The sequence below is a fragment of the Acinetobacter sp. neg1 genome (assembly GCF_000788125.1).
Classification (GTDB): Bacteria; Pseudomonadota; Gammaproteobacteria; order Pseudomonadales; family Moraxellaceae; genus Acinetobacter; species Acinetobacter vivianii.
On record NZ_JSZD01000020.1, the window covers coordinates 356,314 to 372,413 of the forward strand.

The 16,100-nt window shown below is 39.7% G+C and carries 14 protein-coding genes and 1 pseudogene; 8 read left to right on the forward strand and 7 right to left on the reverse strand.

All coding sequences use genetic code 11. The features are described 5' to 3' along the window. Positions 1–78: 78 nt before the first annotated feature. The 3 genes from PJ15_RS15915 to PJ15_RS15925 all read right to left on the reverse strand — a co-directional run bounded on the left by PJ15_RS15915 (position 79) and on the right by PJ15_RS15925 (position 2,248). Positions 79–702 carry a sterol desaturase family protein gene (locus tag PJ15_RS15915; RefSeq protein WP_047432471.1) on the reverse strand — a complete coding sequence of 208 codons (624 nt, stop codon included), beginning with the start codon at positions 700–702 and terminating at the stop codon, positions 79–81. A gap of 96 nt (positions 703–798) precedes the next feature. Continuing rightward, the gene (locus PJ15_RS15920; protein ID WP_047432474.1) at positions 799–1,800 is read right to left on the reverse strand and encodes an AraC family transcriptional regulator; all 1,002 of its coding nucleotides are present in this window, start codon (positions 1,798–1,800) and stop codon (positions 799–801) included. Between the two features lie 214 nt (positions 1,801–2,014). Then, positions 2,015–2,248, reverse strand: a complete 234-nt coding sequence (locus PJ15_RS15925) for a DUF6500 family protein (RefSeq protein WP_047432476.1) — start codon at positions 2,246–2,248, stop codon at positions 2,015–2,017. A gap of 327 nt (positions 2,249–2,575) precedes the next feature. On the opposite strand from PJ15_RS15925, the gene PJ15_RS15930 reads away from it, so the two are divergent. From PJ15_RS15930 to PJ15_RS15945, 4 genes are all read left to right on the forward strand, one after another. Further along, a complete protein-coding gene (locus tag PJ15_RS15930; protein ID WP_005256847.1) occupies positions 2,576–4,783 on the forward strand; it encodes a TonB-dependent receptor in 2,208 nt (735 codons plus the stop codon). Positions 4,784–5,092: 309 nt separating this feature from the next. Continuing rightward, entirely contained in the window at positions 5,093–5,278 is a 186-nt protein-coding gene (locus PJ15_RS15935) for a hypothetical protein (RefSeq protein ID WP_004771557.1), read from the forward strand. Between the two features lie 329 nt (positions 5,279–5,607). Next, on the forward strand, positions 5,608–6,927 hold the full coding sequence (locus tag PJ15_RS15940) for an NCS2 family permease (RefSeq protein WP_004771558.1): 1,320 nt from the start codon (positions 5,608–5,610) through the stop codon (positions 6,925–6,927). A gap of 112 nt (positions 6,928–7,039) precedes the next feature. Next, complete coding sequence (locus PJ15_RS15945; protein ID WP_047432478.1) at positions 7,040–8,038, forward strand: adenosine deaminase; 999 nt, start codon at positions 7,040–7,042, stop codon at positions 8,036–8,038. Positions 8,039–8,084: 46 nt separating this feature from the next. Here PJ15_RS15945 and PJ15_RS15950 read toward each other — a convergent pair whose 3' ends face one another. Further along, entirely contained in the window at positions 8,085–8,642 is a 558-nt protein-coding gene (locus tag PJ15_RS15950; protein ID WP_047432480.1) for a cytochrome b, read from the reverse strand. 226 nt (positions 8,643–8,868) lie between these two features. On the opposite strand from PJ15_RS15950, the gene PJ15_RS15955 reads away from it, so the two are divergent. Together PJ15_RS15955 and rnhB are read left to right on the forward strand one after the other, a co-directional pair. Beyond that, positions 8,869–9,252 (forward strand): hypothetical protein, encoded by a 384-nt coding sequence (locus PJ15_RS15955; RefSeq protein WP_004771561.1) that lies wholly within the window; start codon positions 8,869–8,871, stop codon positions 9,250–9,252. A 36-nt stretch (positions 9,253–9,288) separates the two neighbouring features. Then, positions 9,289–9,861 (forward strand): annotated as a pseudogene (gene rnhB / locus PJ15_RS15960) (ribonuclease HII); the annotation flags it as partial. Between the two features lie 56 nt (positions 9,862–9,917). Here rnhB and csrA read toward each other — a convergent pair. From csrA to alaS, 3 genes are all read right to left on the reverse strand, one after another. After that, complete coding sequence (csrA, locus tag PJ15_RS15965; RefSeq protein WP_004771563.1) at positions 9,918–10,181, reverse strand: carbon storage regulator CsrA; 264 nt, start codon at positions 10,179–10,181, stop codon at positions 9,918–9,920. Positions 10,182–10,418: 237 nt separating this feature from the next. Next, the gene (locus PJ15_RS15970; RefSeq protein WP_004771564.1) at positions 10,419–11,699 is read right to left on the reverse strand and encodes an aspartate kinase; all 1,281 of its coding nucleotides are present in this window, start codon (positions 11,697–11,699) and stop codon (positions 10,419–10,421) included. A gap of 66 nt (positions 11,700–11,765) precedes the next feature. Then, entirely contained in the window at positions 11,766–14,456 is a 2,691-nt protein-coding gene (gene alaS / locus PJ15_RS15975) for an alanine--tRNA ligase (RefSeq protein ID WP_171248609.1), read from the reverse strand. A 257-nt stretch (positions 14,457–14,713) separates the two neighbouring features. Here alaS and PJ15_RS15980 point away from each other — a divergent pair, with 257 nt between their 5' ends. Together PJ15_RS15980 and PJ15_RS15985 are read left to right on the forward strand one after the other, a co-directional pair. Further along, on the forward strand, positions 14,714–15,742 hold the full coding sequence (locus tag PJ15_RS15980; protein WP_047432484.1) for a type I glyceraldehyde-3-phosphate dehydrogenase: 1,029 nt from the start codon (positions 14,714–14,716) through the stop codon (positions 15,740–15,742). Positions 15,743–15,779: 37 nt separating this feature from the next. Beyond that, a complete protein-coding gene (locus tag PJ15_RS15985; protein ID WP_047432486.1) occupies positions 15,780–16,097 on the forward strand; it encodes a hypothetical protein in 318 nt (105 codons plus the stop codon). Positions 16,098–16,100: the final 3 nt, after the last annotated feature.

Sequence of the window (16,100 nt, forward strand, 5' to 3'; positions counted from 1 at the left end):
CTTTCAAAGTGTTTTAAATAATATTTGTGATAAAAGCCCAATCAATATGATTAGGCTGAATAGAGAGAAATAGGATATTTATAACGTCACCTCAATGCCGTGTTTCAAATTCTGTTGATCAATGTTGGTATTGGCATCAATCTTGGCATACGCTTTTGATAAAAGACGTCGCGCCGTTTGATTCACTCTTTTTTCTAGCCACTTTGGCATATTCATCGCTAAAGGATTGGTTTCTGTATTAGATGCATCCGTCATGACGCGTGTTCCCATAATATAGTCGAACCACGGACGGGTCACACACCAGTTGGCATTTTGATTGCTGGTCATGTGATGGTCGTAATGCCAAGGAATCCGCTTTTTTGCATACTCAGGATCTAGGTGCGATTTGGCATGAGTTTTCCAATAATTCCAAATGCCATAGTACAAGCCCGCGGTAAAGAAAGGGGCAACTGGCAGAAAAATCGTGGATGCCGCAGCCAAGCCAATTAAGGCTGATTTTTCATTGTACATTTCAGCATTTTTAAACATGGAATCTGCATAGCCTTCGTCATGAAAGCCATTTAAGCGAGCGCGTTTGTGATGGGCGATATGCGTAAAGAATGGGCTATTTCTATTTTTGCTGGGGAACTCATGCAGCCAGACTTTATGGAAATACCATTCCAGACCATTTGCGACAAAAATACCTACTGGAAAACCGATCATATTGGATTACCTCATAAAACATAGATCGGAGTTTAAGAAAAGTAAGATGAATTATTTTGACCCATCTGACAGTTTTAATCTGCCTATCCAATCAAATTAAATCTGTTTACGTTGTCGGTATGCAGTTGGTGTTTCTCCAGTCCAGCGTTTAAATGCTCTGGAAAATGCGGAGGGTTCTGAAAAGCCAGTGAGATAAACAATCTGATCGATGCTTTCTTGGGTATGGGAAAGTAAACGCCGTGCAAGACGTTCACGATATTGGGCAATGACTTTTTCATAAGTAGTATTGAGAAGTTGTAAATCTGCTCTCAAACTACGGGCACTACGCCCTAAATATTGGGCAACGATGTTTTGATCAAATTCTCCAGATTCCAATAAGCCACTGGCCAAGATTCTTTCGATTTCATTGATGAGCTGGTGTTTGTTTAATAGCTCAAGCTGTGAAGCTGCATGATGTTCATGGACTTTTAAAAGTTCAGGTTCATACGCAGGCGAAGGTGTTTTTAAATGGGCTGCATCAAAGCAAATATAGCCATTTTCCTGTCCAAGTTTGACTGGACATCCCCATATTTTCTGGTATTCCTCGTGTTTGCCGCCATCTGAATAGGGTAAGCCAATTTCAAGAGGGTTAAATGTTTCATCAGTGATGTATTTAAAGAAATTGAGCAAAATGCCAATTGCACATTCCAGATAATGTCGTACAGGATGATTTAGACCTGAAATCTTAACCGTATGTTGGTTGATGATGTCGAGTTCAAATGACATTGCATCGGTAAGTAAGGCTTGATAACGGATGGTACGTTGTAGACCTTCACCAAATGTTGGACTACTCAAAAAAAGATATTCAATAACTTGCCCGCGAAAAGGTGGGGCTTTGGCACCGACATGCAAGCCAATATCACCATCATGGCTAATATTTTCAGCGGCTTTCCAGAAACGCTGCTGAGTAGAATTATCACGACGAACAAATTTATCAGGTGGCTGATCGGGTAAATGAACACTGGCAAAAATGGCTGCTGCATCCAGATCCATCTTTTGCATGGTTTGATAGACCATCCATAAAAATATACCGGCATCACTGGTTTTTCTTGAAGTCATAACACACGGTGAAGATGTATTTTAAACCTTTATACTATGTTGTTTAATGGTAGAAATGAATTGGCTTAAAGGCAGGATGAGCAGAGATTTAATGTGAAATTATAAATTAGCTAAGCAATAGCCCAAGCTGTATCACTTAGCTAAAAGATTAAATAAAAAACTCTAAGAATAAATAGCTTATGTGACTCAAAGGAAGAGCAGCAATCGTACTTAATTACGTATTTTCTTGAGTAGATTGAGTCAAGATCAGCGCTTTAATTTTTGTGGCTTTCTCAAAATGATCAAGTCGATTTTCCATAATCCACCATTGGGCAGCTTCCATAAGACGTTCAGGATCATCATTCTTATTAGCAAAGAACGCATAAAAAGAAAGCCCGACCTGACTACCTTTTTTAGCAATTTTTTCGTCGCACACTTGAATGATTTTGGCTCTAAGTTCTATTCTCATTTTTTATAAATAGTCTGTTGATGGCTGGACTGACTTATTTTAGCACCTATGTCATGAGAATTTGCTGAAGGTGAGGCAGTTTACATTGCTTTAATAGATGAAAATCCAGTGAAAAGCTCATCAATGTCTGGATGCTGGCAAAGCATATTCTTTATTGATATGAGGATAATAAGGAATGCCAAACGGTCTGAATGTTTAATAAACCGACCAAAAGATGAAAAATGGTAGAAAATATAGTGAAAATGAGAATTATTTTTATTAAAATTGTAGCGTTTGTTTATTTTTAAGTTTTTTTTAATTTTTTGTCTGAATTTTTTTGGAAATTTTATGAAGCCTTTAGACTTGGGTGTGAGCATTAAACCGATATTTAAGTTTAGCTTGTTAACTATGATGATGTTGCAAGCACATCATGCAATTGCAAATGAACAGAGCGCTCCAACGGCAGTCATGCCAACGATTAAAATTGAAGCGATGAGTGAGCTTGATCCGATCAAAAGTTATATTGATTATGAGCAGGCCAGTGTGACCCGTAATGGTCTTAAGAAAAAAGATATACCACAAACGATTGATACCATTGATGTGCAAAAATATAAAATCTATGGTGCAAATGATCTCAGTGTCATGTTGCAAGGCACGCCGGGGGTAACTACAACTTATGATACACGTGGCGATGGTATTATGATTCGTGGTTTTAGTGCTGATACTAGTGATATTTACCGTAATGGCGTACGTGAAGGCGGCCAAGTACGCCGTAGTACTGCAAACGTTGAGCGTATTGAGATTTTAAAAGGCCCTGCTTCTGTACTTTATGGACGTGGCGCAGGTGGTGGAGTTGTGAATATGGTGACCAAGTTTGCCAATTTTGACTCTAAAAGTTCTGTGGGTATCTATGGAGGTTCTTATGACAACATTGGTGGAACCTTAGATATCAATCAGATTGTGAATGATAATTGGGCGGTACGTTTGGTTGGTGAAAAATCTGATACCAATAGTTTTCGTTCAGGTATTGGCACAAAACAATCGATGTTCTCACCAAGTGTGACCTATCGTAGTGATGATGAGAAGCTGTTGTGGACTACAGAATATACCTATGACAAATTAGATCGTATTCCTGACCGTGGTCCATCTTTTTCCGTATTAAATCGTTTTCCTGAAAATATTTTAAGAGAAACAGGTTTTGCAACATCATCAGATTTTATTGTTGATGAATTACAAACGGTACGTACAGATCTCAAATATGAATTTGCACCAGATTGGAAATTTCATTGGGCATTGAGCTATCGACAAGCTAATCAAGATTTCGATAATTTCTTTGGTGGAAGTTATTGTACTGATGATACGAAAGGATGCAAAACTGGCTATATCAAGCAATCTTATGCTTGGCAAGAAACCATGAATAAGACTACGACAAATACATTTGATATTACGGGTAAGTTTAATACAGGCAAATTAGAACATCAGATCATGGTGGGTGCGGATTGGTCGCATGAGGATCGTGAACCTAAATTAGGTAATTATTCAAGCGGTGATAAGGCTGGATTATATTATCAATTAATTAATCCATATAACGTGAAAGATTATCAGACTTCTTTTGATCGTAATAATGGTCGACCAAATGCAACATCTTATACGCATCAAAATAATGATAGTTTGGCATTTTTTGTACAGGATCTTATCTCATTAACACCGACCATAAAGATGATGTTGGGTGCACGATATGATCAATATGAGGTAAAAACTCGCGATACATTAATTGATTCTAAAACATACGGGCAGTCAGTCACAATGAATGCTGAAACTTTTAGCCCGAATGTTGGCTTTGTTTGGCAGCCAGTTGATAATCAGAGTTTTTATACTTCTTATAGTAAAAGCTTTGCACCATTTGGCGGCAGTGCTGGGGTTTCACCATTTACGAATGGTACTGTTGATTTGAGAACTGTGAATGCAGAGCCGCAATATAATGAACAATACGAGATTGGGGTCAAAAGTGATTGGTTCAATGATCGCTTAAATACTCAATTTTCTGTGTTCGATATCCGTAAGAAAAATATTCGTTATCGTCCTGATCCTGATAATCGTCCTTTTGATTATGTAGTGGGTGGTGAGCATCAGTCAAAAGGAGCTGAATTTAGCTTTATAGGGCGAGTGCTTGATAATGTATTTATTCGTGGTGGATATGGATATACAGATGCAAAAGTAAAAGATGATAAAGATCCAAAATCTGCTAGTGCTGGTCACTATCTAGCAAACGTAGCAAAGAATACTGGTAATCTATTTGTTCGGTATTTACCAGTAGAGAATATCTATACTGAAGTTGGTGCGACTTACAATGGCTCTTTCTATACTAATTTATCAAATGCTCCAGATACTAAGCTTGACGGGTGGACACGTTTAGATGCTGCTTTGGGCTATAAAGGTGAGCATTGGGGAGCTACATTAGCTGTAAGTAACCTCACTGATAAAGTTTATTGGAGATCAAATACAATGCCGGGCACTCCACGCAACTTCTTGGTGCGTTTAAATTACCAGTTCTAAATAATTTAGTTCATTTTTCTTTTAAGCATCTCTGTATCAGCAGGGGTGCTTTTTTATTGGGGAGCACTAAAACAATCTAAAAAATAAAGATGTACTTTATATCTATCTTATTGAATTATATAAAATGCCATTGCTTAAAATACGGTAATATTCTAATATTTGATTGTATGAAAAATAAGCAATAAAATCTTAAGAATAACTGTATAATTGTGATGTAGTTCTCATTTTTGGTTTTATTATGCTTATTTTTACTCTGTTTAATACTTTTTTGCTAGTATTAAAGAAAACATTAAAATAGAGATAATAATAATGAAGATTACACTGACTTTGCTTGTGAGTTTTGCCATCGTCGTTTTAGGTTATGTGGCCTATACCGACGCGCAGATGAAAAAGCGCCAAGAGCTCATGAAAATTGTCCAAGATGCAGAACATAGCCTTGATAATATTCAGCAAGACCCTCGTAGCCATTTATCCTCGTATAAACGCAGTAATTAGAAGTCTACCGCTTCACACAGGGTAGATGACTCAATTGTTTACTTGAGATTGTCGATTAAGTGGTCTTTTTTTACTTTGCGATGCGCAAGTTTTAAATAGAATCTGTTAAAATATTTACCACTAAATAAAAAGCTGCATCAAGATATGCGGCTTTTTACGTTTTGATAGCGAAATTAAATTTATACATGTTGTCTATGTAACAAGTACCAAGCTGGCATATAGATTGCTTTCTAGCTTCGAGTACTCTTTTGTGCAAATTCAAAAAAGATTGTCGCACAAGAGTATAGATTTCACGTCCTACGATCTTAGATTTTAACAGGTGCTATGTTATGACAACGCCTAATGCTTCAGCTGGTTTGTTAGAACGCTTATTTAAATTAAGCGATAACAAAACTAACTTTAGAACAGAAGTTTTGGCAGGTGTAACCACATTCTTAACCATGTGTTACATCATTATTGTAAATCCGCTCATTCTTTCTGAAACAGGAATGGATCACGGAGCGGTGTTTGTTGCGACCTGTCTGGCTGCTGCAATCGGCTGTTTAGTCATGGGGATTATTGCGAACTATCCAATCGCATTAGCACCTGGTATGGGCTTAAATGCTTATTTTACCTATTCTGTCTGCTTAGGCATGGGTGTGCCTTGGCAAACTGCTTTGGCTGCTGTTTTTGTTTCAGGGATTATTTTCCTTGCAATCAGCTTCTTCAAAATCCGTGAAGCAATTGTCAATGCGATTCCAATGTCACTTAAATTTGCCATTGGTGGTGGTATTGGTTTGTTTCTGGCTTTGGTTGCTTTAAAGAACTCAGGCATTATTGTTGCAAATCAGGCAACTTTAGTTGGGCTGGGGGATATTAAACAGCCGACGGTATTGCTTGCATTATTTGGCTTCCTGTTGATCGTATTGTTACATCAATTCAAAGTGCGTGGCGCAATCATTATCAGTATCTTGGCTGTGACTGCCATTGCAACATTGCTGGGCTTAAATGAATTTAAGGGTGTGGTAGGCGAGATTCCTTCGATTGCACCGACATTTATGCAAATGGACTTTGAAGGTCTGTTTACAGCCAGTATGGTAGGCGTGATTTTTGTTTTCTTTATTGTCGATTTATTTGATAGTACAGGGACGTTGGTTGGTGTTTCGCACCGTGCGGGCCTCTTGCAAGATGGTAAATTGCCGCGTTTGAAAAAAGCATTATTTGCTGACTCAACTGCGATCGTTGCTGGTGCTGCTTTAGGTACATCATCAACAACACCTTATATTGAATCTGCATCAGGTGTGGCAGCGGGTGGTCGTACAGGTTTGACGGCTGTTGTTGTGGCATTCTTATTTGTGGGCTGCTTATTCTTGGCGCCATTGGCTCAATCTGTACCAGGTTTTGCAACTGCACCTGCATTATTGTTCATTGGTGTGTTGATGATCCAAGGGATCACCAATATCGACTGGGATGATATTACTGAAGCCGTTCCTGCATTTTTAACGATTGTATTTATGCCATTTGCGTATTCAATTGCTGATGGTATTGCAATGGGCTTTATCAGCTATGCGCTGGTTAAATTATTCACAGGTAAGGCGAAAACTGTACCGTATATGGTCTGGATCATTGCCGCTCTGTGGGTATTTAAGTTCGCTGCATTTGGCGGTTAATCCAAGATTTATTATTTTTAAATAATTCTTTGCTTGAATGGTTGTTTAGGCAAAGAACCCGAAAAGGGTGTCCATTTGGTAACACCCTTTTTTCTTTAGACGTGGAGTTAATATGAATCAAATCGAGCTGATTCGCGCTTTACCCAAAGCCGAATTGCATGTGCATATTGAAGGGACTTTTGAACCGGAACTGATGTTTGCTATTGCACAGCGTAATCAGATTCAGATTCCTTATCAATCTGTTGAAGAAGTGAAGCAGGCGTACAACTTTCATAATCTTCAATCTTTTCTAGATATTTATTATGCAGGCGCGAATGTACTTGTGCATGAGCAGGATTTTTATGACCTTGCTTGGGCATATTTTGAAAAATGTGCTGAAGATCGTGTTGTTCATACCGAAATGTTCTTTGATCCGCAAACGCATACAGAGCGTGGGGTAGCGTTTGCAACGGTATTGGCTGGTCTTAAACGTGCCTGTAAAGATGCACAAGAGAAGTTGGGCATTAGTTCTCAATTGATCATGTGCTTCCTGCGCCATTTGAGCGAAGAAAAAGCGTTTGAAACGCTTGAGCAAGCATTGCCTTTCAAAGATGACATTATTGCGATTGGTCTGGACTCAAGTGAAGTAGGGCATCCTCCTTCGAAATTTGAGCGTGTATTTGCCAAAGCGCGTGAAGCAGGTTTCTTAATCGTTGCACATGCAGGTGAGGAAGGTCCACCAGAATACATCTGGGAAGCGCTGGATTTGCTTAAAGTCAATCGTATTGACCATGGTGTGCGTTCGGAAGAAGATGAGCATCTGATGGCGCGTCTGATTGCAGAAAAGATGCCTTTGACGGTTTGTCCTTTGAGTAATTTAAAGCTTTGTGTCGTAAAAGACATGGGTGAGCATAATATTCGCCGTTTGTTGCAAAAAGGCGTTCATGTGACGGTGAACTCGGATGATCCTTCATACTTCGGTGGCTATATGAATGATAACTTTGTTGCCATTCAGCAGGCGCTGGATCTGAGCAATGAAGAATTAAAGCAACTTGCGATTAACTCTTTTGAGGCTTCATTTATTTCTGATGAAGAAAAGCAAAAGTGGATTGCTGAAGTGAATAAGCTTTAAAAAATAAAAAAACCGCGTAAAGCGGTTTTTTTTATATCTGAATATTCTACTTTTTTGGCTGGCGTAACATGCTGATTAAGACATTATCTTTATCAACAACATGATGTTTAATCGCAGCCAAAATATGTCCCACAACCAGTAAACCTGCAAACCAAGAAAGATAAATGTGCAATGGTTTAACAATTGCCAGTAGGTCAGGATTATCTTGAACTAAACGTGGAATTTCGAATAAATATAAAACAGGTGCAGGATGCCCAGCACTCCAGCTAAATAAACAGCCGGTTATAGGTAAAGCTAATAACATTAGATACAGGAAAAAATGTCCGACATGAGCCAGTGTTTTCATCATCGGTGACATGGTATCTGGCAGTTGCGGAACAGGGTGGGTGTAGCGCCAAAAAATTCGGATTATCACTAAGAAAATAATGGTGGTGGCAATATTCTTATGAAGTGTGATGACATTACCTTTGAAGCTACCATCAACGTCATAGCTAAGAAAGTTACCACTGTAAAAGCCAATCAACCAGGCAGTGATAAAAATTGCAGCCATGAGCCAATGAATAACTTGTGCCGTACGCGTGTAATATTGTGCTGAGGTTGGCATTGCAACATCCTGGCATTGTTATAGATGGGATTTTTTTAATTTTAATTAGGCTTGGTTCTTTCTCATACAATGGAAATGTAACGGAGCGTTTTATGCTTAGAACGGTCATCAAGATATTGTTAAGTTATAATTGTTATATTATGTAAAGATTGCGTTGAGTCATATCATAAAACTTGCTGTTTAGGCACAATACGCCTGCCAAAAATTTAGATACAGGTAAGAAATCATGAAAAAGTTGGTACTTATTGTTGCCCCTGTTGTTTTAGCCCTAACAGGATGTGTAACACCAGATGGCAGCAACTCGGCTGGCGCGACTTCTCAACAATTGGGTATGGCGGCATTAAAAGTTGCGGTAAATGCAAAATGTATTAATGAGATTAATACTTTACCAGCATGGAAAACAGCAACACGCGTAATGACTGCTGAACAACGTGAAAATATCCAGACTGAAGTTTGTGGTTGTGTTAGCGAAAAAGCGCCAAACAGCGTAACAGCAGTTGAATTAGCGACAGCTGCAATTGATCCTACTGCTCGTGCAACAATTGTGACTCAAGTGGTTTCACAAACTGTAAATGCATGTGTGGCGGAAACGTTTAAAAAAGCAGGTTAATAAGATCAGGCTGAGTCATCAGCCTATTTTGAGAGAAGTAGTATGACAATTGCGGGTGTAGATGAAGCGGGACGTGGGCCACTTGTGGGTTCTGTCGTTGCCGCTGCCGTCATTTTAGATCCAGATAATCCGATTGAAGGTTTAAATGATTCTAAAAAGCTAACAGAAAAGAAGCGTGAAAAATTATTCTTAGAGATTCAGGAAAAGGCTTTAGCATGGTCAATTGCTGAAGCAACTCATGCTGAAATTGATGAGTTTAATATTTTACAGGCAACTTTTTTGGCAATGCGTCGTGCGGTCGAAAACTTGCATACTCAGCCTTTAAAGGTGATTGTGGATGGTAATCAGATTCCAAAAGGAATTACGATTGCATGTGAAGCAATTGTCGGGGGAGATGCGAGTCATGCTGAGATCAGTGCAGCAAGTATTCTGGCAAAGGTCACTCGTGATCGCCAGATGCAGGTGCTTGATCAGCAATATCCTGAATATGGCTTTGCCAAACATAAAGGATATCCAACCAAGGCTCATTTTGAAGCGATTGCGGCCCATGGTGTGATTGATGAACACCGCCGCAGTTATGGACCTGTTAAAAAAGCACTAGGTCTATAAACAATTAAAGCGACTATAAATAGTCGCTTTAATTGTTCAGAAAAGAATTCTGCACATTAACGGTTGAAGTTATTATGACGAGGGAACTCGTTATTATCTTCTTCATAAGAATGTTGATAATCTTGATCAAGATGTTGCAGATGCTCATGCATGGCACGTTCATGTTGGATACGTTGGTAAATTTCCTCACGATGCACAGAAACTTCTTTTGGAGCATTTACACCAATACGCACCTGATTGCCTTTTACGCCAAGCACAGTAACACTGACTTGATCCCCAATCATTAATGTTTCTCCGACACGACGGGTCAGAATCAGCATGTTTATCTCCTTGCTAAACGCTTAAACTTGCGACAGGGAATTCATTGTTCGAAAGCACAGCCTAATATACAGAAAATTCTAACAGAAATATGTAAAAAACATTCTTTTTCGTAAGTTCTGTGAGAATCTTCTTAAAAACCTCAAGGCTAATATAACAGAGCCACTATAAAAAAAACTATAGTGGCTCTGTTTTTTTTCTTATTTACTCACAAGTAAATATGTTTAAGCAGCTATTAATTAAGCACGAGCACTGCTTTCGCCGTGTTCACGGTCTAGGCCAAAAGCTGTATGTAAACAACGAACTGCCAACTCAAGGTAGTTTTCTTCAATGATGACAGAAACCTTAATTTCTGATGTAGAAATCATGAGAATATTAATGCTTTCTTCAGCTAATGCAGTGAACATTTTGCTCGCTACGCCAGCATGAGAGCGCATACCAACACCCACGATTGATACTTTTACGATGTCATCACGCGTTACAACTTCACAACCTTCAATGCTGTTTGCCGTTTGGTCTAAAATCGCTTTCGCTTTTGCCAAGTCATTGCGGTTTACAGTGAAAGTGAAATCAGTTGTACCATCTTCTTCAACATTCTGGATAATCATATCCACTTCAATGTTGGCATTACTGATTGGCGACAAGATTTTAGATGCAATACCTGGCTCATCAGGAACACCCAAAATTGTTAATTTTGCTTCGTCACGGTTAAATGCAATACCTGCAATGATTGGTTGTTCCATATCGTCTTCTGCCTCAGTCGTAATTAGTGTGCCTACGTTTTGTTTGAAATCTTCATCAAATGCGCCATCATTTTCATTATCAAAGCTTGATAATACGCGTAATGGAACTTGATATTTGCCTGCGAATTCAACAGAGCGAATTTGTAAAACTTTTGAACCTAAAGATGCCATTTCAAGCATTTCTTCAAAAGAGATACGGTCGACTTTTTTCGCTTTAGGCGCTACACGTGGGTCAGTGGTATAAACACCATCCACATCGGTATAGATTTGGCATTCATCTGCTTTTAGTGCGGCTGCAAGCGCAACACCAGAAGTATCAGAACCACCGCGACCTAGCGTTGTGATATTGCCATTGGCATCATAACCCTGGAAGCCAGCAACAACGATTACACGACCTGCATCTAAATCAGCCGTCATCACATCAGTATCAATTGACTCAATACGTGCTTTGGTAAACGCGCTATCTGTTTTAATACCAACCTGACGACCTGTATATGATTTAGCTTCTACACCAATTGAATTAAGTGCCATAGCTAACATGGAAATCGTTACTTGTTCACCCGTTGACACCATTTGATCTAATTCACGTGGGTCAGGGGTGCTGGTAATGGCTTTGGCAAGCGCAAGTAAGCGGTTGGTTTCACCACTCATTGCAGATACAACCACGACCACCTTGTGACCATGATCATGCCAGCGCTTGACACGACGAGCAACATTTAAAATGCGCTCAGGAGTACCCATAGAGGTACCGCCATATTTTTGAACGATTAATGCCATAGTTGTTCCATATAAGCCATGACCCTGAGAGGCATCAGGGTCAGTTACACAAAAGTGAAGTTTTGTTTATTGCTCAAGCCAAGCAGGCAATGCTGCCATCACTTGATCAAACTTCTCGTTAAGTGGCGCGCCACCTTGTGCTAAGTCAGGTTTACCACCACCTTTACCACCCAGCTCTTGAGCCAAGTGTTTGATGATGTCACCTGCTTTTAGAGTTGCAGCATATTGTTTAGCGACAGAGGCGATTAAACTCACTTTATCGCCATCAACACCAGCTAAAATAATGACTGCATCTTCCAATTTTGATTTTACGCTGTCATGTAGATTGCGTAACGATTTGGCATCCAAACCTTGTACAGCTGTAATTAACGTTTGACGGCCAGCAATTTCTTTCACTTGATCCAGTAAGTCAGCAGCCTGGAAGCTTGCTAATTTCTGATTCAACTGTTCGATTTGCTTTTGTAGATTAGAAGCAGTTTCAACAATCGCTTCAACTTTCTCAACAGTTTGATCTTTCTGTGCTTTTAACAAGCCATTGATCGTCTGGATATCTGTTTCAGCTTTTTGAACTACTTCAAGTGCTTTAGTGCCAGTCACTGCTTCAATACGACGAACGCCCGCAGCTACGCCACCTTCAGAAGTAATTTTGAACAAGCCAATATCACCTGTGCGCTTAACGTGAATACCGCCACAAAGTTCGATCGAGAAGTTTTTCTCTTCAATGACTGAACCCATCGACAATACACGAACTTCTTCACCATACTTTTCACCGAACAGCATCATTGCACCTTTGGCTTTTGCTGTGTCGATATCAAGTAGTTCAGTAGTTACCGCAGTATTTGCAATCACTTCTGCATTGACTAAACGTTCAATCTGTTGCAATTGTTCAAATGAAACAGGCTGGTCATTGGCAAAGTCAAAACGTAAAACGTCACTTGCAACCAAAGAACCTTTCTGTTGTACATGCTCACCAAGAATCTGGCGTAAAGCTGCATGTAAAAGGTGAGTCGCTGAGTGGTTACGCGCTGTTGCAGCACGGATGTCTGCTTTAACAGTCGCTTCAACATTTTGAGCTGCTTTTAGGCTACCCATGGTCACGATACCTTGATGGACAAAAGCACCACCAGATTTTTTAGTATCTTGTACTTCGAAGATACCTGTATCGTTTTTGAAGATACCTGTGTCACCAATCTGACCACCGCTTTCTGCATAGAAAGGGGTTTGGTTTAGAACGATAAGTGCTTCGTCACCTTCGTTGATTTCATCAACCTGAACGCCATCTTTGTAGATCGCAACAATTTGACCTTGGCCTTGAGTTGCATCGTAGCCATCAAACTGAGTTTCGCCTTCAACTTTTACAATGCTGTTATAGTCAACTGCGAATTTACCTGCATCACGTGCGCGTTGACGTTGTGCAGCCATTTCAACTTCGAAACCAGCTTCATCAATGGTAAGATCACGCTCACGTGCGATATCCGCAGTTAAATCTGTTGGGAAACCATAAGTATCATAAAGTTTAAATACAGTTTCACCAGGAATCACATTGCCTTTCAGTTGAGCCAATTCACCTTCAAGTAATTTCAGGCCTTGCTCAAGTGTTTTCGCAAATTGCTCTTCTTCTTTAAGAAGCTGTGCTTCGATACGTGCTTGCTGTGCAGCAAGTTCTGGATAAGCATCGCCCATCACTTCGATCAGTGGTTGCAACATCTTGTAGAAGAATGAACCTGTTGCACCCAATTTGTTGCCATGACGTACTGCACGACGAATAATACGACGCAACACATAACCACGACCTTCATTTGAAGGGTTAACACCGTCAGCAATCAAGAATGAGCATGAACGTGCATGGTCTGCAATCACTTTTAAAGAGGCAGGATATTCAACTGGTTTATTTTGAGCTTTTGCTTCAGCTTCAATTGCAGTGGTATCTAAACCAATGATTTCAGCTGCTGCTTTTAATAAGTATTGGAACAAATCAATTTCATAGTTTGAATTAACGTGTTGCAATACCGCAGAAATACGCTCCAAGCCCATACCTGTATCTACAGAGGGTGCTGGAAGAGGGTGCATGACACCATCTGCAGTACGGTTGAACTGCATGAAAACGTTGTTCCAGATTTCGATGAAACGGTCACCATCTTCTTCAGGTGAACCCGGTAAACCACCCCAGATATGATCGCCATGGTCATAGAAGATTTCAGAACAAGGACCACATGGGCCTGTATCACCCATTGCCCAGAAGTTGTCTGATGCGTACTGTCCGCCTTTATTGTCACCAATACGGATAATACGATCTGCGTCTAGACCGATTTCTTTATTCCAGATATCAAACGCTTCATCATCCGTGTGATAAACCGTGACATATAAACGATCTTTCGGTAAACCTAACCATTGCTCACTGGTCAAGAATTCCCACGCAAATTTAAGCGCGTTTTGTTTGAAATAATCACCGAAAGAGAAGTTACCTAACATTTCAAAGAAGGTATGGTGACGTGCGGTATAACCTACGTTGTCGAGGTCATTGTGTTTACCGCCAGCGCGGACACACTTTTGTGATGAAACTGCACGGACATAATCGCGCTTTTCTAGACCTAAGAAACAATCTTTAAACTGGTTCATACCAGCATTGGTAAACAGCAAAGTTGGGTCGTTGGCGGGAACGAGAGAACTCGAAGCGACACGTGTATGCCCTTGCGATTCGAAATAACGCAAAAATGCTTCACGGATTTCAGCTGATGTCATAAAGCGAGTACTCACAACCAAGACACTCCATAATTTTGAATTTGGCTATATGCAATAAGGTACGTTGTTTTTAACGTTTTACAATCGAACCCATTGCGTGGCATAGATTTTAAAAGTGCTAAATTATAACGGAAAATACCCGCCTCACCAACGATTTTACAAGCAATATCATATAAAACTGTGTTTAAGCTAAAAATCTATATTCAATAGGGCAACTGATGTTTTACCATATAGCACAGAAAAGATGATGTTTTTATGAATAAGGACGCTACATGCAACGTATCGCTATCAATGGATTTGGTCGAATTGGTCGGAATGTATTACGTGCATGGTTTGAAAGTCCAAAACAGTTTCAATTTGAAATCGTTGCGATTAATGATGTAGCAGATGTCCAGACGCTGGTACATTTATTTAAGTACGATACCACGCATGGTCGCTTTGCTGGGCAAGTTGAAATTCTGATTGAAAATGAATGTATTTTTTTGAACATTCAGTCCAATCAACGCCAATTAAAACTACAAGTTCTCAAACAAGAGAAACCCGAATTATTGCCTTGGGCGGATTTAAATATTGATGTAGTACTGGAATGTACAGGTCTATTCCGTTCACGTGCTGATGCAACCCGCCATGTCGAAGCAGGCGCCAAGCGAGTCATTATTGGTGCTGCGCCTTTTGACTCTGTTGATGCTGCGATTGTCTATGGTGTGAACCATAATGAAGTCAAAGCAAGCGATCAGATTATTTCCAGCGTGTCGTGTACCACTCAAGCTTTAGTTCCGCTGGTTAAAATCATTGATGATGCCTTTGGTATTGATACGGCATTAATGACTGAAATTCATGCGGTTACAGCCGATCAATCAGTATTGGATCATGCGCATCGGGATTTACGTCGTGCGCGTGCCTCGGGTCAAAATATTATTCCAACCACATCGAGTGCTTTAGGCGCGTTAAAACAGGTCATGCCAAAAATGGAAGACCGTATTGATGGTTATTCAATTCGGGTACCGACCATTAATGTAGCAGCGATTGATTTAACTTTTGTTTCGCACTCACCAATTACCGTGCATAAAGTTAATGAAGTACTGACTAAAGCGGCTCAGTTTGATTATGCACAGATTATGCAAGTAACAGATGAGGATTTGGTTTCGAGTGACTTTAATCATTCACCTTATTCTTTAATTGTCGATTTAACGCAGACGATGGTGGTGGGGCACCAAGCGAAAGTTTTTGCGTGGTATGATAATGAGTGGGGTTATGCAAATCGTTTACTGGATTTGTGTGAATCATTTTGTGATGAATAACATTTAAGAACAGATAATAAATAATTCGGAGCAACGGATGACATTTATATTGATTTGGGGTTTTCTGCTGCTTTTATTAGGGGCAGTGATATTTTTATTCTGGTTTCAGTTTAAAAATACCGAAGTTCAACAACCTGCTGATATTCAGATCGTACAACTTGAGGAAAAAGTAGTGCATCTGGAGTTACATCTCAAAAAGAGTCTGGAAATCATGCAGGATCTTGCCAAAAAAATGCATGTACAACAGGAAGTACTTGATCGAACAGTGGCAAATATTGCGGCATTAGAAAAGCAGAATGTTGAATTGGTGAATGTGTTAGAAATGATGGTTAAAGGTAGTAACAAGAGCCATTAAAAT

What these genes read in the sequence shown, in the direction of transcription:
- PJ15_RS15915 (WP_047432471.1), bottom strand. Translation starts at nt 702, where the DNA reads ATGATCGGTTTTCCAGTAGGTATTTTTGTCGCAAATGGTCTGGAATGG.
- PJ15_RS15920 (WP_047432474.1), bottom strand. Translation starts at nt 1,800, where the DNA reads ATGACTTCAAGAAAAACCAGTGATGCCGGTATATTTTTATGGATGGTC.
- PJ15_RS15925 (WP_047432476.1), bottom strand. Translation starts at nt 2,248, where the DNA reads ATGAGAATAGAACTTAGAGCCAAAATCATTCAAGTGTGCGACGAAAAA.
- PJ15_RS15930 (WP_005256847.1), top strand. Translation starts at nt 2,576, where the DNA reads ATGAAGCCTTTAGACTTGGGTGTGAGCATTAAACCGATATTTAAGTTT.
- PJ15_RS15935 (WP_004771557.1), top strand. Translation starts at nt 5,093, where the DNA reads ATGAAGATTACACTGACTTTGCTTGTGAGTTTTGCCATCGTCGTTTTA.
- PJ15_RS15940 (WP_004771558.1), top strand. Translation starts at nt 5,608, where the DNA reads ATGACAACGCCTAATGCTTCAGCTGGTTTGTTAGAACGCTTATTTAAA.
- PJ15_RS15945 (WP_047432478.1), top strand. Translation starts at nt 7,040, where the DNA reads ATGAATCAAATCGAGCTGATTCGCGCTTTACCCAAAGCCGAATTGCAT.
- PJ15_RS15950 (WP_047432480.1), bottom strand. Translation starts at nt 8,642, where the DNA reads ATGCCAACCTCAGCACAATATTACACGCGTACGGCACAAGTTATTCAT.
- PJ15_RS15955 (WP_004771561.1), top strand. Translation starts at nt 8,869, where the DNA reads ATGAAAAAGTTGGTACTTATTGTTGCCCCTGTTGTTTTAGCCCTAACA.
- csrA (WP_004771563.1), bottom strand. Translation starts at nt 10,181, where the DNA reads ATGCTGATTCTGACCCGTCGTGTCGGAGAAACATTAATGATTGGGGAT.
- PJ15_RS15970 (WP_004771564.1), bottom strand. Translation starts at nt 11,699, where the DNA reads ATGGCATTAATCGTTCAAAAATATGGCGGTACCTCTATGGGTACTCCT.
- PJ15_RS15980 (WP_047432484.1), top strand. Translation starts at nt 14,714, where the DNA reads ATGCAACGTATCGCTATCAATGGATTTGGTCGAATTGGTCGGAATGTA.
- PJ15_RS15985 (WP_047432486.1), top strand. Translation starts at nt 15,780, where the DNA reads ATGACATTTATATTGATTTGGGGTTTTCTGCTGCTTTTATTAGGGGCA.